Annotated in this window: 16 protein-coding genes; 8 read left to right on the forward strand and 8 right to left on the reverse strand. The window is 72.5% G+C overall.

Annotation, left to right across the window (positions count from 1 at the left end; all coding sequences use genetic code 11):
- Position 1 precedes the first annotated feature (1 nt).
- Together LCH29_RS02045 and LCH29_RS02050 are read left to right on the forward strand one after the other, a co-directional pair.
- A complete protein-coding gene (locus LCH29_RS02045; RefSeq protein WP_446459930.1) occupies positions 2–568 on the forward strand; it encodes a cupin domain-containing protein in 567 nt (188 codons plus the stop codon).
- 114 nt (positions 569–682) lie between these two features.
- A complete protein-coding gene (locus LCH29_RS02050; protein WP_446459931.1) occupies positions 683–2,137 on the forward strand; it encodes a glyceraldehyde-3-phosphate dehydrogenase in 1,455 nt (484 codons plus the stop codon).
- Here LCH29_RS02050 and LCH29_RS02055 read toward each other — a convergent pair.
- The 7 genes from LCH29_RS02055 to LCH29_RS02085 form a co-directional block, all read right to left on the reverse strand.
- Positions 2,116–2,334, reverse strand: coding sequence for a hypothetical protein (locus tag LCH29_RS02055; protein ID WP_446459932.1), 219 nt, complete (start codon positions 2,332–2,334; stop codon positions 2,116–2,118). The genes LCH29_RS02050 and LCH29_RS02055 overlap by 22 nt on opposite strands.
- A gap of 300 nt (positions 2,335–2,634) precedes the next feature.
- A complete protein-coding gene (locus tag LCH29_RS02060) occupies positions 2,635–4,857 on the reverse strand; it encodes a family 43 glycosylhydrolase (protein ID WP_446459933.1) in 2,223 nt (740 codons plus the stop codon).
- Between the two features lie 122 nt (positions 4,858–4,979).
- Positions 4,980–5,705, reverse strand: a complete 726-nt coding sequence (locus tag LCH29_RS02065; RefSeq protein WP_446459934.1) for an HAD family hydrolase — start codon at positions 5,703–5,705, stop codon at positions 4,980–4,982.
- Positions 5,706–5,781: 76 nt separating this feature from the next.
- Positions 5,782–6,777, reverse strand: a complete 996-nt coding sequence (locus LCH29_RS02070) for an aldo/keto reductase (protein WP_446459935.1) — start codon at positions 6,775–6,777, stop codon at positions 5,782–5,784.
- 81 nt (positions 6,778–6,858) lie between these two features.
- Positions 6,859–8,478, reverse strand: a complete 1,620-nt coding sequence (locus LCH29_RS02075; protein ID WP_446459936.1) for an FAD-dependent monooxygenase — start codon at positions 8,476–8,478, stop codon at positions 6,859–6,861.
- A complete protein-coding gene (locus tag LCH29_RS02080; RefSeq protein WP_446459937.1) occupies positions 8,475–9,584 on the reverse strand; it encodes a ketoacyl-ACP synthase III family protein in 1,110 nt (369 codons plus the stop codon). The genes LCH29_RS02075 and LCH29_RS02080 overlap by 4 nt, the downstream gene beginning before the upstream one ends.
- The gene (locus tag LCH29_RS02085; protein WP_446459938.1) at positions 9,581–10,606 is read right to left on the reverse strand and encodes a ScbA/BarX family gamma-butyrolactone biosynthesis protein; all 1,026 of its coding nucleotides are present in this window, start codon (positions 10,604–10,606) and stop codon (positions 9,581–9,583) included. The genes LCH29_RS02080 and LCH29_RS02085 overlap by 4 nt, the downstream gene beginning before the upstream one ends.
- Before the next feature lie 316 nt (positions 10,607–10,922).
- Here LCH29_RS02085 and LCH29_RS02090 point away from each other — a divergent pair, with 316 nt between their 5' ends.
- The 5 genes from LCH29_RS02090 (at position 10,923) to LCH29_RS02110 (ending at position 15,042) form a co-directional block, all read left to right on the forward strand.
- A complete protein-coding gene (locus LCH29_RS02090) occupies positions 10,923–11,924 on the forward strand; it encodes a beta-ketoacyl-ACP synthase III (protein ID WP_446459939.1) in 1,002 nt (333 codons plus the stop codon).
- A gap of 47 nt (positions 11,925–11,971) precedes the next feature.
- On the forward strand, positions 11,972–12,211 hold the full coding sequence (locus LCH29_RS02095; RefSeq protein ID WP_039939835.1) for an acyl carrier protein: 240 nt from the start codon (positions 11,972–11,974) through the stop codon (positions 12,209–12,211).
- The gene (locus tag LCH29_RS02100) at positions 12,211–13,431 is read left to right on the forward strand and encodes a beta-ketoacyl-[acyl-carrier-protein] synthase family protein (RefSeq protein WP_446459940.1); all 1,221 of its coding nucleotides are present in this window, start codon (positions 12,211–12,213) and stop codon (positions 13,429–13,431) included. The genes LCH29_RS02095 and LCH29_RS02100 overlap by 1 nt, the downstream gene beginning before the upstream one ends.
- Before the next feature lie 25 nt (positions 13,432–13,456).
- On the forward strand, positions 13,457–14,161 hold the full coding sequence (gene fabG / locus LCH29_RS02105; protein ID WP_446459941.1) for a 3-oxoacyl-ACP reductase FabG: 705 nt from the start codon (positions 13,457–13,459) through the stop codon (positions 14,159–14,161).
- A gap of 77 nt (positions 14,162–14,238) precedes the next feature.
- Positions 14,239–15,042 carry a thioesterase II family protein gene (locus tag LCH29_RS02110; RefSeq protein ID WP_446459942.1) on the forward strand — a complete coding sequence of 268 codons (804 nt, stop codon included), beginning with the start codon at positions 14,239–14,241 and terminating at the stop codon, positions 15,040–15,042.
- Between the two features lie 141 nt (positions 15,043–15,183).
- On the opposite strand, the gene LCH29_RS02115 is transcribed toward LCH29_RS02110, so the two are convergent.
- Entirely contained in the window at positions 15,184–15,981 is a 798-nt protein-coding gene (locus tag LCH29_RS02115) for an AfsR/SARP family transcriptional regulator (protein ID WP_123106992.1), read from the reverse strand.
- 261 nt (positions 15,982–16,242) lie between these two features.
- Between LCH29_RS02115 and LCH29_RS02120 the strand changes: the two genes are divergently transcribed.
- Positions 16,243–20,232, forward strand: coding sequence for a type I polyketide synthase (locus tag LCH29_RS02120; RefSeq protein WP_446459943.1), 3,990 nt, complete (start codon positions 16,243–16,245; stop codon positions 20,230–20,232).
- Positions 20,233–20,277 lie beyond the last annotated feature (45 nt).

A 20,277-nucleotide genomic window follows, 5' to 3' on the forward strand; every position in this document is an offset into this window, starting at 1 on the left:
CATGCGGAACCAGGACACCGAGCCCGCGCTGGAGATCGCCACCTGGGCGAAGAAGACGCTGAGCCCCGAGCGCACCGGGCTGCATGTGGAACACGCCGCGCTGCCGGTGCCGGTGCACGGCACCTCGTCGGCCAGCGGGCGCGAACTGGTGACCAACGGGGACATCGGCGCCGACCTGATCCGGCTGCCCGCGGGCGCCGGGTTCGTCCCGCACACCCACCCCGGCCACCACATCCTGACCATCGTGGCCGGTATCGGCACCATGACCTACGGCGGACGCATCTACGAGACCCACGCCGGGCAGACCCTCCTGATCGAAGGTGGCGTCCCGCACGCGGTCGGCGCGATCACCGACCACGTGATCCTCGCCGTCGGCTCGCCGCACAAGCGGATCGGCGCGGACGACCGGATGGTCCCGGTGGCGTACGAGGAGGTGGTCGCCGACGACGGCGAGCTGACCTGCCTGATCTGCGGGTCCACGGCGGGTCCGCCGCGCTTCCTGCACTCCGTGGGCTGTCCGCACTGTCCCTGTCGGGCGTGTGCGGGCATGCCGACCGAGCACGGCTAGGCATCTCCTGGGGCGCGTCGCGAGGTGTCGCCGCGGGCCCGGCGGCACCTCGTGGCTGATCAAAGGTGCAGGCGGGTTACCATATGAGCACCGCCTAGCTCGAAAGATGAACTTGTGACTGTCAACGAGGACTCGTTCACCAACTGGAACACCCGTGAGGAGATCGCGGAGTCGATGATCCCGATCATCGGGAAGCTGCACCGTGAGCGGGACGTCAACGTCCTGCTGCACAGCCGCTCCCTGGTGAACAAGTCGGTGGTCAGCATCCTCAAGACCCACCGCTTCGCCCGGCAGATCGCCGGCGACGAACTGTCGGTCACCGAGACGCTGCCGTTCCTCCAGGCTCTGGCCACGCTCGACCTCGGGCCGTCCCAGATCGACATCGGCATGCTCGCCGCCACCTACAAGAGCGACGACCGCGGTCTGTCGGTGGCCGAGTTCACCGCCGAGGCCGTGGCCGGTGCCACGGGCGCCAACAAGATCGAGCGCCGCGAGGGGCGGGACGTCGTCCTCTACGGGTTCGGCCGCATCGGGCGGCTCGTGGCCCGGCTGCTCATCGAGAAGGCCGGTTCCGGCAACGGCCTGCGGCTGCGCGCCATCGTCGTCCGCGGAGGCGGCGGCCGCGCCGCCGACGACCTCGTGAAGCGCGCCTCGCTGCTGCGCCGCGACTCCATCCACGGCCAGTTCCAGGGCACGATCACCGTCGACGAGGCGAACGGCACGATCGTCGCCAACGGCAACGAGATCAAGGTGATCTACGCCGACGACCCGACGTCGGTCGACTACACGGCGCACGGCATCAAGAACGCCATCCTCATCGACAACACCGGCAAGTGGCGCGACCGCGAGGGCCTGTCGAAGCACCTGCGCCCCGGCATCGACAAGGTCGTCCTGACCGCGCCGGGCAAGGGCGACGTGCCCAACATCGTCCATGGCGTCAACCACGACATGCTCAAGCCGGACGAGCAGATCCTGTCCTGCGCGTCCTGCACCACCAACGCCATCGTCCCGCCGCTGAAGGCGATGGAGGACGAGTACGGCGTGCTGCGCGGCCACGTGGAGACCGTCCACTCGTTCACCAACGACCAGAACCTGCTGGACAATTACCACAAGTCCGAGCGCCGCGGCCGGTCCGCGCCGCTCAACATGGTCATCACCGAGACCGGTGCCGCCTCCGCCGTCGCCAAGGCGCTGCCCGACCTCAAGGCGAAGATCACCGGCAGCTCGATCCGGGTCCCGGTGCCGAACGTCTCGATCGCGATCCTCAACCTCCAGCTCGCGCGCGAGACCACCCGCGAGGAGGTGCTCGACCACCTCCGCGATGTGTCGCTGACCTCGCCGCTCAAGCGCCAGATCGACTTCATCAGCGCCCCCGACGCGGTGTCGAGCGACTTCATCGGCTCGCGCCACTCCTCGATCATCGACGCCGGTGCCACCAAGGTCGAGGGCGACAACGCGATCCTCTACCTCTGGTACGACAACGAGTTCGGCTACTCCTGCCAGGTCATCCGCGTCGTCCAGCACGTGTCCGGGGTGGAGTACCCGACCTACCCGGCCCCGGTGGTCTGATCCCGGTCCCCCGCGCGGGGGTTGGCACCGAGCGCGGCGAGCCACACGCGGATGGCCCCGGCAGTCGTCCGCGCGTGCGTCTCGGCCATGCTCCAGTGGTCGCCGGGCACGTCCACGGTGTCGTACGGCTCCGGCCAGGACGCACGCCACGCTCCGCCGTGTGCCTCCCGCCCGCCGTGGGTCCGCATCTCGGGCACCGGCTCCGTGGCGCGGACCAGCAGCGTGGGACCCCGGTCGGCCCGGGGCGCCGGCCACGGAACATGCGGGCGTAGGCCCCGAGTGCGGCCATCGACATGTCGTCCACGGTCAGATCGAACCGCTCTCCGTCGGTGAGCGGGAGGGTCCGGCCGCCCAGGGCGCGGGACGGGGCCGCGCCGGATGCCGGGGTGGCGGTGGCGAGTGCCCCGGCCATGGGGGTGGCGGTGCCCTGCGATCAGTAACGATCTTCGGGTGACCGCCACGGCGATCTCCTCTCCTCGATGGTCGTGAGGTCGGCGTCAGCGCCGGCGGAGCGGGTCGATCGAATCCAGCGTCGGCACCACCGGCTTGATCGTCCCGTCGGCCGCGAACTCCATGCGGTCGAGGGTGGTTTCCCGGTGCGTACCGTCGCCGCCCGCCCTGCCGGGGCCGTTGACGGCGAACCGGTGGTAGGCCATGTACCACTTGTCCGTGCCGGGGACGTTCACCACCGAGTGGTGGCCCGGCCCCTTGATCCCGTAGTCGAGGCGCTTGGAGAGGATCGTGCCCCGCTTGGTCCACGGACCCATCGGCGACGAGCCGGTGGCGTAGGCGACGTGGTAGTTCTCGCTGCCGGTGTCGTCCTCGGACCACATCAGGTAGTACGTGCCCTTGCGCTTGACCACGAAGGAGCCCTCCCGGAAGTTGTCCGGGGTGAACTTCCGCATCTTCGAGGAGTCGAAGGACGTCATGTCGTCGTTCAGCGGCACGCCGTACGCCTGGCCGTTGCCCCAGTACAGATAGGCCTGGCCGTCGTCGTCGGTGAACACCGACGGGTCGATCATCTGGCCTTCCAGCCGGCCCTTGGGCACCAGCGGCTTGCCCAGCGCGTCCTTGAAGGGCCCGGCGGGGGAGTCGGCGACCGCGACGCCGACCTGCTGTTCGGCGCAGAAGTAGAAGTAGTACTTGCCGTCGCGCTCGGCCATCGCGGGCGCCCACGCGTACTTGTCCGCCCAGCTCACATCCGGGCCGAGGTCCAGGATCACCCCGTGGTCCTTCCAGTGGACCAGGTCCTTCGAGGAGTACGCCGTGAACTTCGTCCCGCCCCAGCCGCGGAAGCCGTCGGTGGTGGGATAGATCCAGTAGCGGCCGTCGGCGTACTGGATGTCCGGGTCGGCGTTCAGCCCGGGCAGGATGGGGCTGCGCATCGGCACGGCCTCGACGGTCCACTCACGCGTCGTTCCGTCGGCGGACGTCAGCGTGTATGTCCGGGGCTTGCGGAAGTCCCGCCGGGTGCCGGAGGGCGGGCTGAGGGTGGCACCGGCCGGGAGCGCGAAGCGGGGCGCCAGCCGCCGCAGATCGGCCTTCGGGTCCATCGGCAGGACGGCCTTGCGGCTCTCCTCGGTGACGATCGCGTACCCCTTCTGGCCCTTCGCCGTCACATCGGCGGGCGCGGCCTGGGACGCGGGGTAGGTGCGCAGCAGCCGGTCGTACTCGGCCTGGGTCACGGGCAGCACCGTGCCGTGCCGGGGGCTGGCGGGCAGCTGGTAGTTCTGGGACGGGGTCCACTTGCCCGAGGCGAGGTCGGTGGTCTCGAAGGGGATGTAGCCGCGGCCGCCGAACTCGTCGATGAACAGGTACCACTTGTTCTCGGTGTTCGACTTGAAGACGGTCGGGCCCTCGCCGCGGTCGATCGTGTCCTTGCCGATGCAGTCGGAGACGAAGTCGTACGAGGTGTCCGTCAGCGAGGTGGACTTCTCGGCCGTGATGAACTTCGAGCAGGGGGTGCCGGAGGACGGGTCGCGCTCGTCCTTGGTGAAGCGGTAGTAGGAGCCCTTGTCCTTGATGACGGTGGAGTCGATGACCGAGTAGCCGGGGTCGTTCCACACCTTGGGCTCGCTGAAGGTGCGGAAGTCCTTCGTCGTCGCGTACAGCATCTTGTTGTAGGTCGAGCCCGTGTGCTCCGGGTCGTCCTCGGCGTAGAGCTTCGAGGCCCAGAAGACGACGTACTCGCCGAGCTTCTCGTCGTAGTACGCCTCGGGCGCCCAGGTGTTGCCCGCGGTGTCCGGGGAGACCTTGACGAGGCGCTGGTCGGTCCAGTTGACGAGGTCCTTCGACTCCCACACCATGATCGACTTGCTGCCGGTGCGCTGGACCTGGTCCCAGCTGCCGCTGCTGTTCTTGTACATCCGCAGATCGGTGGCGATGAGATAGAACGTGTCGCCCTTGGGCGAGCGGATGACGAACGGGTCGCGCAGGCCCTTCTCGCCGAGGCCGGAGGTGAGGACGGGCTTCCCGGCGTTCAACTCCCGCCAGTGGAGGGGATCGTTGCCGCGGCTGAGCGCCATCCGTATCTGTTCGCCGTCGGCGGTGCCCTCACCCGTGAAGTAGGTGAAGAGATACCCGGCGTACTTCGGCTTCGACGGGGCCGCGGACGACGCGCCGCTCAGCGCGGGGCTGGGCGGCGCGGTGACGATGCTCGTGACCAGCGTGAGCAGGGCGAGCAGCGGCAGGAGGAGCGTGCGGGCTGTGCGGGGACCCATGACACATCCTGTGGGAGTCTGGTGGGTTCTGTTGAACTGGTTGCACCGGAGTGTGTCCAGTGGGGACCCGGTGCGTCAACGGTGTGTGGCCCCTCATGCCCAGCGAAAGTTTTCGACGTACGTCAGCGGACCGACGGCTCGGCCGCACCGACGCCCCGCACGGCACCCACGGCCGGGGGCAGCCGCCGCCACCGGCCGCGGTGGGCGTGCTCCAGCAGCACCGGATCGTCGCCCACCACCACGGGGTGCCCCACCTGGCGCAGCAGATCCAGGTCGGAGGCGTGGTCCCCGTACGCGTGGCAGTCCTCGGGACGCAACTCCCGTTCCCTCAGCACCTCGGCCACCGCCTCGGCCTTGCCCGCCCCGATACGGACGTCGCGGACCTCGCCGGTGTAGCTGCCGCCAAAGACCTCCGGCACCGTGCCGAGCGCGATGTCCGCGTGGACGTACCGGGCGATCGGATCGAGGCAGGCCGAGAAGGAGCCGGAGACGAGGACCACCAGATCGCCCCGCTGCTGGTGTTCCCGCAGGGCCAGCAGCGCCGCGGGATGGAACAGCCCTCCGGCAGTCATCCCGTCGTCGAACCACTGCTGCCCGGCGGCGGCCACCTCGGCCACCCGGTGGCCCGCGAACAGCCGGTAGTAGGCGCGGTTGGACGCCGCCCGGCCACCGGGGCCCGCGGCGATGTCCCGCAGGGAGGACACCGTGTCGTCGGCCGCCGCGTCGGGGCGGCCGAGCCACCGGTAGTAGTCGCGGAGGAACGAGAGCATGCTCTTGCGCGTGATCAGCGTCTCGTCGACGTCGAAGAACGCGGCGCTGCGCGCCGTCGTCGCCTGGCCCGAGGTCATCGCGGGGTCCTTTTCTGCCGGGGTGCGCGGGCCTCGGTCGCGGGGGCCGCCGCCCCCGCGACCGAGGTGTGGCGGGTCAGTAGCGGGACCCCACCGGGTCCGGTACGGCGTCCAGCTCCGCCAGGTCCGCCTCGCTCAGGCGGATCGCGGCGGCGTCCGTGTTCTCCTTCAGATAGCGGGAGTTCTTGGTGCCGGGGATCGGCACGACGTGCTCCCCCTGGGCGAGCGTCCAGGCGATCGCCACCTGAGCCGGGGTGGCGCCGTGCCGGGCGGCGACGGTGCGCACGACGTCGACGATGCGGGCGTTGGCCGCCAGCGCCTCGTCCTGGAAGCGCGCGTTGGTCTTGCGGAAGTCGCTCTCCTCGAACTGGTCGGGGCTGACGTACGCGCCGCTGAGGAAGCCCCGGCCGAGCGGGGAGAACGGGACGAAGGTGACGTCGTTCTCCGCGCACCAGCCGACCAGGTTCTCCGCGCCGGGCAGCCCCTCCAGCTCGTCGCCCGGGCGGCCGAGCGGCCCGCGGGTCCACAGCGACAGCTCCGACTGGATGGCGGCGACCGGGTGCTGACGGTGGGCCTCGGCGGCCTCCGCGATGCTCACCTCCGACAGCCCCAGCCGCCGCACCGTGCCCGCGGCGACGAGGTCGGCCATGGCGCCCCAGGTGTCGGCGAGCGGCACCTCGGGGTCGACCCGGTGCAGATACAGCAGGTCGATCACGTCGGTGTCCAGACGGGCGAGGCTCGCCTCCACCGCCGCCCGCACATGCTCGGGGCGGCCGTCGCGGTGCATCGCGCGGGTGGCCAGATCGTCCACCACCAGACCGCACTTGGTGGCCAGCACCACCTCGTCGCGGCGCCCGGTCAGGGCCCTGCCGAGCAGCCGCTCGTTGTGCCCGTCGCCGTACACGTCGGAGGTGTCGAGGAAGGTCACGCCGAGGTCGAGGGCCTCGGCGATGACCCGGACCGAGGTGTCGTCGTTCCGCTGCCCCTCGGCGTATCCCCAGCTCATGCCCATGCAGCCGAGGCCGATGGCGCCGATGGAGGGCCCGCCCGAGCCGAGCTTGCGCTGTTCCATGTGTGTTTTCCGTCTCCTTCGTTCCTGTGGTGCTGGGACCCGTGGTGCTCAGGCCCGTGGTGCTGTGAGGCCGCGCCGTGCTCAGGCCACCTCGGCCGGGGCTTCTTCGGCCGGGGCCGCCTCGGGCCGGGCCGCGCCGACGCGGGCGAGGACCACGCGCAGGCGCGCCGGGTCCAGGCGCGGCTCGATGGCGGCGATGTGGCCGTCGGGCCGTACCACGACGGCACGCGGACCGGTGCCGAGGAACTCCTTCAGCGCGGGCCACGCCGACACGTCCCGGACCGGATGGTGCGGGGCGAGCGCCGCGCGCAGCGCCGCGCACCGGGCCTCCCACTGCACGCCACGGGCGCCGCCCGACCAGGTCAGCACGGTGAAACGGTCGTCGGCGATGGCCGGCCACGGCCCCTGCTCGCCGTCCTCGTACCCGTCGGACACGAAGACGGGGAGGCGCTCCCCGACGCCCAGCGGCTTGCGCCGCCAGCGGATGTCGGCCTTCACATCCTCCCGATCGGAAGCGTAGTTGACGCTGAGCTGGCTCATCAGCGGGGTCACCAGCCGCTGGAACGCGCCGGTCAGCCGCGCCCCGCGCACCAGGGCGTCGCGCAGCGCGACCTTCGCGGGCTGCTGCACCAGACCCCACGAGGTCTGCTTGGCGGTCACCAGGGACACCCGCTCGGCGGAGTGCCGCCGCTCGCGGTCGTACGTGTCGAGAACGCGGGCGTCGACGGTGCCCCGCATCACGCCGCCCAGCTTCCAGGCGAGGTTGATGGCGTCCTGGATGCCGGTGTTCATGCCCTGCGAGCCCGCCGCGCTGAAGATGTGCGCCGCGTCGCCGACGAGGAAGCAGCGGCCCGCGCGGAACGCGGCGGCGGTCCTGCGGCGTGCCCGGAAGACGGTCGTCCACTTCAACTCGCCGAGCTTCGCCGGGAAGGGCACGACCCGGTCCAGGTTCTCCTGGAACAGCTCGCGGGGCGGCTCGTCCTCGTCGTTCCACACCGGGACGCTGCACGCCACGCGGAACGTGCCGTCGCCGAACGGCGCGAGGCCCATGGCGCCGCCCGCGTTGTAGCAGTAGATCATCTCGTCCGGGGGCAGCGGGCCGTCGAGCGGACCGTCACCGATGGCGAACAGCACATCGGCGCCCTGCCCCTGGAACTCGATGCCCAGCTCCTTGCGCACCGTGCTGTGCGAGCCGTCGGCACCGATGAGCCAGGAGGCCCGCACCTGCTCCTCCGAGCCGTCCCGGCGGCGCAGCGTCGCCACCGGCCGGTCGCCGGAGTTGTCCAGCCCCACCAGGGCGGTTTCCGACTCGACCTGGCCGCCCAGCTCCACCAGCCGCTTGCGGATGACGTCCTCGGTCTTCCACTGCGGGGTGCACAGCCCGAACGGGTACGGGGTGTCGTGCAGCCGGCTCATCTCGATGGCGCCCAGCCGATTGCTGCCGGAGTAGTACGACACCGCGTCGATGTGCTTGCCGGTCTCGGCCAGTTCCCCGGCGACACCGATCCGGCGCAGCAGCTCCAGGCTGCGCGGCCACATGATGACGGCCCGGGAGTGAATGGTGGTGCTGGGCGCCGCGTCGACGATCCGCACCGGGATGTCCTGGCGCAGCAGGTCGGAGGCGATGACCATGCCGACCGGTCCCGCGCCCACCACCAGGACCGGGTCGGGGCCGTTCGTGCTGTGCTGTGCGGGGGTCATGCCCCCTCCTTCCTGTCACTGCTGCTGTCGCTGTTTCGAGCGTCGTCCGCCGGGGCGTCCACCGGCCGCCTCACGACCGCGCACGTCCAGGTGAATCCGGCCCCGGCGCTGAGCACCACGGCCGTCTCGCCGGGGGAGAGCCGCCACCGGCCGGGCCCGGCCAGCAGCGCGAGGTTGGCGAGGATGTCCCCCGCACCCAGATGGCCGGTGTCGTGCCCCACGTCCCGGGCGGGCGCCGAGGTGACCAGCGCGACCGCCGGGGTGTACGCGGCGCTCAGCGCCGCATGGCCCAGGCGCGGCAGGAGCACCCCGCGCAGGGCCGGGTCGTCCGGGGACACGCCCGCGTCGTACAGGGCCGCCCGGAGCACCGAAGGGACCCGCTGCTGCACGATCTTGGCGAAGTGTTCCTTGCCGTTGTCCTCCAGGAACGCCTTCTTGGTACGGCGGATGTCCACCACCCGGCTGTGCTCGCGTGGCGCCGGGCTGAAGGCGTCACGGCCGCGGTGCATCGTCTCCATGGCGGGCGCCGCGGCCGTCACCAGGGACAGCAGCTCAAGGGCCTGCCCCCGGTCCCGGTCGGGTGCGGCGGTGCGCAGCACGGCGGCCGTGGCGCCGTCGCCGTACCAGAGGCCGTAGTCGCCGCGCCAGCGGTCGAACCCGGGCTCGCAGAAGCGGTCGGCCGTGGTGACCAGCGCGGCGCCGGTCGCCGGATCGGCCTGGAGCCGCGCGGCGGCGAGTTCGAGCGCGCAGGCACCGCCGTTGCACATCTGCTGCACACCGACCGGGAGCGCGTCGAGGGCGCCCGCGCCGTGGGCGATGTAGTGGGCGGGCGACCAGAAGTCGTGCCCCTGGTGGTACGTCCAGGCGTGCACCAGCAGGCCCACGTCCCGCGGGTCGTGGCCCGCCAGCTCCAGCGCGCGCCGCGCGGCCCGCACCGCCATCTCCGGCGGTGCCTCGGCCCGGGACACCGGCAGCCGCCGGTACCCGGTCGCCGCCACGTCCTCCGGCGCCAGCCGCCCGGCGCGTACGGCGTCGTCCGGGGTCTCCGCGGTGGCCGGGAGCCAGGTCGTCGCGGCACTCACATACAGCGGTCGGTCGAACTTCACGGCGCGTCCTCCGGCGTGGGCCGCTGGGCGCGGGTGAGCGCGATGTCCGCTTCGGCGACGAGCTGTTCGTCCTGCTCGAAGGCGATGCTCAGCCGCAGCTCCCCATCCGTGTCCGGCTCGTGGCGGGAGGACCGGCGGGCGGTCAGCAGCAGCGGGCTGTCCAGCTCCGCGTACGTCTGGAACGACGCGGCCAGCTCCGTCAGCGCCCACGGCCGGTCCGCGTCGCGGGTGTGCTCGGCGGCGTGGAGCAGGCCGAGCTGACGGCCCGCCTCCATCAGGACCATCCCGGGGAAGTGGTCCAGCGGGTGGTCGAACAGGCTGGGGTGCTCCCCGGCGGGGCGCAGCCGCGCGCTGACGCCGTCGGGCCCGGTCACCGCGTCGAGCAGGACCACGTTCTCCTCCCGGGTGCGCCCGACCCGCCCCGGCGGCACCGGCGTTCCGGCCCGCAGGTGCCGGAAGGCGTCCGAGGTGGGCGGCGTGCTGCCGCGCCGCCGGGTGCGCATCGCCGCGTACGTACCGCCGGGCATGTAGGCCGCCCGCAGCGACACCTCGCCGAGGTACTGCCCGGCCACGGACAGCCGCATCACATACGTCGTCGCGAGGAGCGTGCCGTCCCGCCACCGGCTGTCGCGCGTGGTCACGTCCATGATGAGTTCCGCGGGGCCGGGGCCGATCCGGGCGGTGGCCGCGCCGGGCAGCCGCATCGACCACGACTGGAGAATGAAGACGGTGTTGCGCGGTGCTCCGAAATGCGCGTGCACGGCGTGGGTTTCCGCCTGCCGGCAACATTCGAGCAACAGCAGCGGGTCGATCGGGGAGCGGTCCGTGTGATCGGTGTAATAGGCGTGCGACGGGGGAATTTGGGCCGCTGCCACGAAATGTTCGTCCGTCACTTTCCTGCTGTCGGTGAGAAACAGCTCGGACAACGCCTCCCGGTGCACCAGGTCCTTGGGGACGGTGCGGGAGAAGTCGAGGTCCGGCACGATGACTCGTGCGTCGGCCGCCTCGGTGGCCACTGTCACGCCTGTCCCCTTTCCCTCGAGGTCGTGGAGTGTTTCGGCACGGCAACCATGCTGGCCGGAGCTGCTACCGCCCCGCTCACGTTCCTCTCACGCCGCGAATGAGCGGACCGTGAGTGCCTTCTGTGCCGCAGATGAGAACGCCTCAAGCGGCGGCATGCAGCATGAATTCCCGGAAACGCCGCACGAGTCGGCGAGGCGGGCCAGAAGGGAAAGCATCGATGGACTCTTTGACGGACTCTTTCCGTGCTACGGACTCTTTCCGTACCAGCGGCGCATTCACGCATGCATTTCGCGCCATACGTAACGGGAGTGCCGGGTGAACCGCGCGGCGGTTCTCGCGGGGCTCGGGACCTGGCTGCCGGAGCACGTCGTCACCAATGACGAACTGGCCCGCCGGCTCGACACCTCCGACGAGTGGATCCGCACCCGGACCGGAATCCGGCAGCGCCATGTCATCGGCCCCGGGCAGTCCACCGGGGACCTCGCGGTGGAGGCCGGGCGGCGCGCGCTGAAGTCGGCCGGAACCGACCGGGCCGACATGGTCATGGTCGCCACCAGCACCCCGGACCGGCCGTGCCCGGCCACCGCCCCGGACGTGGCGAGCCGACTCGGCCTCACCGGTGTCCCCGCCTTCGACATCGCGGCCGTGTGCACCGGCTTCGTCTACGCCCTGGGCATGGCCGCCGCCGTCATCGGGTCCGGTGCCGCGGGAAGCGTGCTGGTCATCGGAGCGGACACCTTCTCCACCATCCTCGACCCCGAGGACCGCACCACCCGCGCGGTGTTCGGCGACGGGGCGGGCGCCGTCCTGCTGCGCCCCGGCGACCCCGGGGAACCGGGCGCCCTCGGCGGCCTCGACCTCGGCAGCGACGGCAGCCGCAGCGAACTCATCGAGGTCCCCGCGGGCGGCTCGCGGCAGAAGGCGTCGGGCCGGTCAGCGGAGGAGACCGGGGCCTACTTCACCATGCAGGGCCGGGCCGTGTTCTCCGAGGCGGTCCGCAGGATGGCCACCTCGGTCGCAACGGCCGCCGACCGCCTGGGCTGGGCCCCCGGCGACATCGACCGTGTCGTCCTGCACCAGGCCAACGCCCGCATCCTGGCGGCCGTCGCGGACCGCATGGGGCTGCCCGCGGAGCGGTTCGTCTCCAACATCGGGCGGGTCGGCAACACCGTCGCCGCCTCCATTCCGCTCGCCCTCGCCGACGGTGTCATCGAGGGCGCGCTGCGCCCCGGGCAGCGCGTCGTCCTCGGCGGCTTCGGCGGCGGCCTCACCTGGGGCGCGATGGGGCTGCGCTGGCCCGACATCACCCCCGTCTGACATCACCGCACCTACCGCAAATCCCTTATCACAGAAGGAGTTTCACCATGGACGTGATCGAAGAGCGCGTCACCGGCATCCTCTCCGGACAGTTCAAGCTCAAGAAGGAGATCATCACCCCCGAGGTGACCTTCCAGAACCTGTCGTTCGACTCCCTGGTGCTCATCGAGCTGAGCCTCGTCCTGGAGAAGGAGTTCCAGGTCGTGATCGAGGAGGGCGACCTCACCGACCAGCTCACCGTGCGCGAACTGGCCGAACTGCTCACCGACAAGGGCGCGGTGGCCTGATGGCCGACGGCATAGCGGTCACCGGACTCGGGCTGGTGACACCGGCCGGATCCGGCGTCGCGGAGAACTGGGACCGGCTGCTCACCGGCCGCTCCTGCGCCACCAGGGACGCGTCCCTGGACGGCATGCCCGTCGACTTCACCGCGCGCGTCCCCGGCTTCGACGCCGGTGAACTGCTGGGCGGCTTCGCCTCCTGGCAGCTGGAACGCTTCGTCCAGCTGGCCATCGTCGCCTCCCGCATGGCGATCGAGGACGCCGGATGGGACCGGGACAGCTGGGACGGCGCCCGGGTGGGCATCGTCCTCGGCAACTCCCTCGGCGGCGCGGCCACCTTCGAGGAGCAGTACCAGGAGCTGCGCGACGGGGGACCCGGCCGGGTCTCCCCGCTGATGATCACCAAGTACATGCCGAACATGCTCGCCGGGTACGTGGCGATCGACTGCGGAGCCACCGGCCCCGGCCTGGTGACGGCCACCGCCTGCGCCTCCGGCGCCACCGCCGTCGGCACCGCCCGCGACCTGCTGCGGTCGGGGGCGTGCGACATCGTGCTGGCCGGGGCCAGCGAGTCCGCGCTCACCCCGACCGTGATGGCGGGTCTGACCAAGATGGGCGCGCTGTCCAGGAGCCGGGACGCCCCCGAACACGCCGCGCGCCCCTTCGACGCGGAACGGGACGGGTTCGTGGCGGCGGAGGCCGCCGGGGTCCTCGTCCTCGAACGCCCCGAGGACGCGCGCGCCCGCGGCGCCACGGTGCGGGCGGTCGTACGGGGATACGGAGCCACCTCGGACGCCCACCACGCCACCGCGCCCGACCCACAGGGGCGGGGCATCGAACGGGCGCTGCGGGACGCGCTGGCCGACGCCGGCGTGTCGGCGAACGACATCGGCCATGTCAACGCCCATGGCACGGCCACCCCCATGAACGACGTGATCGAGGGCCGGATGCTGCGCCGGGTCCTCGGCGAGGGTCCCGCCGTGACCTCCACCAAGGGCGTCACCGGCCATGCCCTCGCCGCGGCCGGGGCGATCGAGGCCGCGTACACCGTGCTGGCCGTGCAGCACGGCACCGTGCCGCCGACCGGGAACCTCAAGAACCAGGATCCGGAGATCGACCTGGACATCGTCACGGGAGAGCCGCGTCGCACCCGTATCGAGGCGGCCGCCAGCACCTCGCTCGGGTTCGGCGGTCACAACGCCGCGCTCGTCGTCACCCCCGCGTGAGCGTCGCGGGAAGGGAGGGGAAACCATGAACCGTTCGGTCTTCGTCACCGGCGGCAACCGGGGCATCGGCGCCGCCGTCGCCGCCGCCTTCGCGGCCGACGGCGACAAGGTCGCCGCCGGCCACCGTACGGGCAGCCCGCCGGACGGGGTGCTCGGTGTCCACGCGGACGTCACCGTGCCGGGACAGGTCGAGAAGGCGCTGCGCGAGGCGGAAGCGGCCCACGGCCCGGTGGAGGTCGTGGTGGCCAACGCCGGGATCACCCGGGACCGGCCCGCGCTGCGGATGTCGGACGAGCAGTTCGATGAGGTGCTCTCCACCAACCTCACCGGCGCGTTCGCGACCGTACGGGCCGCGCTCACCAGCATGCTCCCGGCCCGGCGCGGCCGGGTGGTGCTCGTCTCCTCGGCGCTCGGCTTCCTCGGCTCGCCGGGGCAGACCAACTACGCCTCGGCCAAGGCCGGTCTCGTGGGCATGGCCCGCTCCCTCGCGTGGGAGCTGGGCGACCGCGGCATCACGGTGAACGTGGTGGCGCCCGGCATCATCGAGACCGACATGACGGCACCGTTGTCCGAACGCCGCATGGAGGACCTGATGCGGATGACACCGCTCGGCCGCCCGGGCAGGGTCGAGGAGGTCGTCGCCGCCGTCCGCTTCCTGGCGAGCGAGCAGGCGAGTTACATCACCGGAGCGGTCCTGCCGGTCAGCGGAGGGATCGGCATGGGCCACTGAGCAACGCCCCACGGGCCCGGTACGGACCGTTCCGTACCGGGCCCCACCCGTCAGTCGACACCAGGAGGCGGATCACCGTGTTCCCGAGCCCGACCACCGGCGGCTGGACGTCCGGTCTGCGCACCGCACACCCGGCCCCGGCCGCCCGGATCGTCGTCTTCCCGCACGCGGGCGGCGACGCCCGGCGGTACCTGACGCCACTGTCACGGCTGCCCGGCGACGTGGAACTCCTCGGCATCACCCTGCCCGGGCGCGCGGAGCGGGCCGCCGAACCCCCGGCGGAGAGCGTGGCGGACGTGGTCCGGGGCGTACGCGGCGCACTGCGCCGACTGCCGCCCCTGCCGACGGTGTTCTACGGGCACAGCATGGGCGCGCTGCTCGCCGTCGCGGTGGCGGACGCGCCGGGGGCGGCACCGCACCCGGGCGCCGTGGTGGTGAGCTGCGGGCTGCCGGGGGAGCGGGCGTACCCCCACCCGGAGCGGCTGCACACGGCCGACGGGCTAAACGAGATCTTCGCGCTGCACGGACTTCCGGCGGGCGCGCTGGACGACACCTCGCTCGACCCGCGCGCACGGGCGCTGGCCCACGACCTGGCCCTCACCCGCCGGGCGCTGCGCGCCGTACGGGACGTATGCCTCGGGGTGCCGCTCACGGCCCTCGCCGGGACGAACGACCCGCTGGTGCCGGGCGACACCCTGCCCGGGTGGGCAGCCTTCACCCGAGCCGCCCACCGCGGGCGGCTCGTGGAGGGCGGCCACTTCCTTCCCTTTTCGCCCACGGGCGCGGACGTGCTGCTGGAGGAGCTCACCGCGGCGCTGGGGGGTGTCTTGTCGGTCAGGCCGGATCAGCGTGCGGCGTCAGGGGGCACCTCCCAGCGGTAGCTGGGGGAGCGACGAGCGCGGGGCCGCGAGGTGCCGCCCGCCGCGGCAGCGGCTGATGTCACAGCGGCGTCAGGAGCCCGGCATGACCGGCAAGACACCCCCTGCGCGTGGTGGGGCATGGTGCGGGGGTGCGGGGCGGTGTCACAGCCCCACGGACGGCAGTGCGGGGGTGAGCGAGCCGCCCGCCACGAGGATCGACTTCTGGAGTTCCTGGAGCCGCATCGAGGGCTCCAGGCCGATCCCCTCGGCCAGGGCGGAGCGCAGCCCCTGATAGACCGACAGGGCGTCGTTGCGTCTGCCGGAGCGGTTCAGGGCGATCATCAGGCACTCGTGCAGCATCTCGTCGTACGGGTGCAGCGCCGTCAACGCGCGGAGCTCGCCGACGACTTCGTACCGCTGGAGCCGCAGGTCGAGCAGGATGCGCCGACGCAGTACGGACTTCCGGTCCTCCTCCAGGCGCAGCACGTGCGACTGGAGCACGGGCCCGGTCGGCAGGTCGGCCAGCGGCTCGTCGCGCCACAGGTCGAGGGCGCACCGCAGCAGCGCCGAGGCCTGGGCCAGATGGCCCGCCTCCTCCGCCCGGCCCGCCTCGGCGACCAGGTCCTGGTAGCGGCGCACGTCGAACTCGTCGTCGGGGACGGCCAGCCGGTATCCGGTCTGCTCCGTGACGAGGATCTGCTTGGCGAGGGCGCTCCCGGGCCCGCCGGGCAGGACCATGCCCAGGTGCTTGCGGATCTGCATGACGTAGTTCTGAAGGCTGGTGGCCGCGCTCTTGGGCGTCGCCGCGCCCCATACCTCGCGCTCCATCGCGTCGATCTGCACGACCCGCCCCCGGTTCAGCACCAGTAGGGCGAGCACCTTCCTGGCCTTCGGCGCAGCCGGCACGACTGAGCCGCCGTTCAAGGTCACGCGCAGCGGCCCGAGTACGTTGGCGATCATCCGTCAGTCCCCCTCCTCGAGGGTAAACATATAGCGCCGTACATCTATGAGCGCAAGTACAAACTCAGCGTGCTGGCGGTGATGAGGGGACGTCAACTGCGGGGAAAGCGGGGCAAAGGGGTGCCGCATGGGTCGCTGTCTGCTGAATTCCGGGGACCCATAGTGAGCGAGTTGGGTAAACTTTTGCCCTCCAATACAACTTTGAATCACAGTGATTGCCACTATGGCGGCGTCATTCTCACGTCATGAAGGGGGAGCGCCGTGGAGCGCAGACGACAGATGGACGACACCGCGATCGCCGTTGTCGGCATGGGGTGCCGGTTTCCCGGAGCGTCCGGCACGGATGCCTTCTGGGACCTGCTCATGGGCGGCGGTGACGCCGTGACGGGAGTCCCCGCGGACCGCTTCGACATCGGCCGCGCCTACGACCCCACGCCCGGCAGGCCGGGCAGGACCGTTTCCCGCCACGGCGGCTTCCTGGGCGACGCGTTCGGCTTCGACGCCGCGTTCTTCGGCATCGCGCCCGTGGAGGCCGAGAGCATGGACCCCCAGGCGCGGCTGCTGCTGCACGTGGTGTGGGAGGCGCTGGAGGACGCGGGCCTCGTCCCCGAGCGGCTGGCCGGAAGCCGGACCGGCGTCTTCGTCGGCCAGGCCACCGCGGAGTACGCGGAGGCCGAGGACGCCCCCGCCGAGCCGGTGTTGCGGGACGCCGTGGGGGCGCGGATCAGGGCCGTCACCGCGGGGCGCGTCTCCCATGCGCTGGACCTGCGCGGCCCCAGCGTCGTGATCGACACCGCGTGCTCGTCCTCCCTGGTCGCCGTGCACGCGGCGCGGCAGAGCCTGCTCACCGGGGAGAGCGACCTCGCCATCGCCGCCGGGGCCAACATCATCCTGTCGCCGCAGGACGCCGTCGCCTACTCCGAGGGCGGCATGCTCTCGCCCTCGGGGCGCTGCCGGTTCGGCGACGCCACGGCCGACGGGTTCGTACGGAGCGAGGGCGTCGGCACCGTCGTCCTCAAGCGGCTGGACGACGCGGTCCGTGACGGCGACCCGGTGGGGGCCGTCCTGCTCGGCTCCGCGGTCACCTGCGACGGCAGGGCCAGCGGGCTGCTGATGCAGCCGTCCGTGGACGGGCAGGCCACGATGGTGCACGAGGCGTGCCGGAGCGCCGGAATCCGGCCGGACCAGCTCGACTACGTCGAGGCGCACGGCACCGGAACGCCCGTCGGCGACGGCGTCGAACTGCGCGCCCTCGCCGAGGCCATGGGCCCCGGGCGGGCCCGGGACCGTCCCCTGCTCACCGGCTCGGTCAAGACCAACATCGGCCACGCGGAGGCGGCCGCGGGCATCGCCGGGCTGATCAAGACGGTGCTGATGGTCCGGCACGGCGTCATCCCGGCCTCCCTCCACCTGGAGCGGCGCCACCCGCTGCTGGACGGCGAGGCGTCCGCCGTCGACATCGTCACCGCCGCCCGGCAGCTGCCCAAGGCGGGTCCGGCGGCGCTCGCGGGCGTCAGCTCGTTCGGACTCTCCGGCACCAACGCCCATGTGGTGGTCGGCGAGTACGTCCCACCGGCCGTGCCGCTGCCCGCAGCCACCCCGGCCGCGGACCTTCAGGCGCGCCCCGCGCCGCGCCTGCTGGTGCTCAGCGCCCGCTCGTCCGCCGCGCTGCGCCGGATGGCGGGCCGCTACGCCGATCACCTCGACGGGCCCGGCCGCGCCGACTCGCTGGACAGCATCTGCGCCACCGCCGCCACCCGGCGGGCGGCCCACCCGTACCGGCTGTGGGTGGTCGGCGACTCGCACGACGACCTGGCGGACAAGTTGCGCGCGCTCGCCGAGGGGCGGGCCATCCGCGACGGCGGCACCGGCGAGGCCGGGTTCGGCGAGCCCAAACGCACCGCGTTCGTCTTCGCCGGTCAGGGCTCGCAGTGGGCCGGAATGGCGCGGGACCTGCTCGACTCGTCGCCCGCCTTCCGGGCCGAGATGGAGGCGTGCGACCGGGCGATCCGGGGCGAACTCGGCTGGTCCGTGGTCGCGTTGCTGCGGGACGCGGCGGTACCGTTCCCCACCGGAGTCGCCACCGTCCAGCCCGCCCTGTGGGCCGTCCAGGTCTCCCTGGCCGCCGCCTGGCGGGAGGCCGGGGTGGCGCCGCAGCTGTGCCTCGGCCACAGCATGGGCGAGGCCGCCGCCGCTTATGTGTCCGGCGCGCTGACCCTGCGGGAGGCCGCCGCGGTGATCTGCCGCCGCAGCAGCCTGATGGAACGGGCCGCCGGACGCGGCGCCATGCTCGCCGTCGAACTCCCGGCGCGGCAGGCGCGGGACATCGCCGCCGCGTACGGGGACGACGTGTGCGTGGCCGCGGAGAACGCGCCGTCCGCCTCCGTACTGGCCGGGGACCACCGGGCGCTGACCGAGATCGCGGAGGGCCTGGAGGAGCGCGGAGCGCTGAGCCGCATGGTCCGGGTCGACGTGGCCTCGCACTCGCCCGCCATGGACCCGCTCCTGGACGAGCTGCGCGAGCGGCTGACGGACATCGCCCCGGCCGAGACGCGGACCGGCATGCTCTCCACCGTGCACGCCACCCCGGTGCGCGGCCCCGAACTCGACGGCACCTACTGGGCGGAGAACCTGCGCCGCGTCGTGCGGTTCGCGCCCGCGGTGCGCGAGGCGGCCCGGCAGACCGGGACCGTCTTCGTCGAGGTCGGCCCGCACCCCCTGCTCGTCACGGCGGTGGAGGAGACGCTCGCCGACGCGGACCTCGACGGTGTCGCCGTGGGCACCCTGCGCCGGGACTCCGACGGCAGGGCCGACCTGCTGCGCGCCACGGGGCAGATCTTCGCCGCGGGCGGGGCCGTGGACTGGACGGCGTGGTACGCCGCGGACCACCGGGTGGTGCCGCTGCCCGCCTATCCGTGGGACGCCGTACGGTTCCGGCGCGAGGCACGGCGACCGGAGGCCGCAGTCCGCGGCGCGGCGCCGTACGTCCAGCGCATCGACCCCGCCGTCTGGGCCGCCGACACCTGGGGTGGTGGCATCCGGGTGCGGGGCGTGGCACCCGTACCGCCGGCCGTCTACTGCGCCACGATGCTGGACGCGGCGCGCGAGGCGGGCCACGAGGAAGTGCTGATGCTGCGTCAGCTGATGCTGGGTGACGAGCCATTGCTGCTGGACACCCTTCCCGATGCCGACCTCCGGGTGACCCTCACCGGCCCCGGGGCGGAGACGGCGGAGGGTCTGCGGGCCGTGGTGGAATTCCGCACCGCCGGGGGGACGGAGTGGCGGAGGGCCGCCGCGGCGCGGCTGGTCGCGGCCCGGGAGGAGGGGCCGCGCGACGCCTCCTGGGCGCTCGACGCGGTGCTGGACAGGTGCCGCGACCACCGGTCGGCGGAGGAGTTCCGCGCGCTCGCCGCCCGGCGCGGGTTCGCCGTCGGGGAACCCTTCCACGCGGTGGAGCGGCTGTGGCGGGGCGGCGGTGTGGTGGCCGCCCGGATGCGGCGGCCGAAGGTGGCGGGACCGGCGGTATGGGAAGCGGGCCTGCTGCCGCTGCTGGCCGCACTGCCCCCGGTGGCGGACGGCCGTCCCTATGCGCCGGGTGCCATCGAGTCCATACGGCTGCCGGCCGCACTGCCCGACGACTTCTGGACTCTGTGCCGGTTCACCCCCGAGCGCGGGGAGCGTCCGGCGCGCGCCGATGTGCGGATGATCGCCCATGACGGGCAGCTGCTCGCGGAGTTCTCCGGGATCCGGATGCGGCGCCTGGGGCCCGTCCGGCAGGCGGGACCCGCATCCGGTGGCCCGGCACTGCGCGCGGCCCGGCGCGGGGCGGCGCGGATCGCGGCGGAGGTACGGGTACGGACGGCGCCGCTGGGCTCCCGGCTGTCCCGTCTGCTGGCCACGCGCACCTCCCGCCCCGTCGACGGCTCCCGCCTCACACGCGCCCCGCACCTCGCGCTCGATTCGCGCCCCGCGCACGACCCGCGCCCCCGGTTCGAACCGAGGCTTCCGGACGCACCGCGCGACTCCACGAAGGCGCTGCCCGCCGCGGCCGCCGCCGTCCTCGGGATGCCGCTCGGTGACCTCGACCCCCGCAGGCCGCTGCGCGACGTGGGGCTCGACTCGCTGATGGCCGCGCGGCTCGGGCAGCAACTGCGCCGGGAACACGGCATCGAGATCACCGCCGGGCGGCTGCTGGGCGCCGAGAGCCTGGAAGCCCTGACCCGCAGTCTGACGGGCGGCGCGCCGGGATGACAGTGCTGAACGATGACCAGAAGTCATTGTTAGACTGTGGTATAA

This window comes from Streptomyces sp. BRA346 (assembly GCF_052851135.1).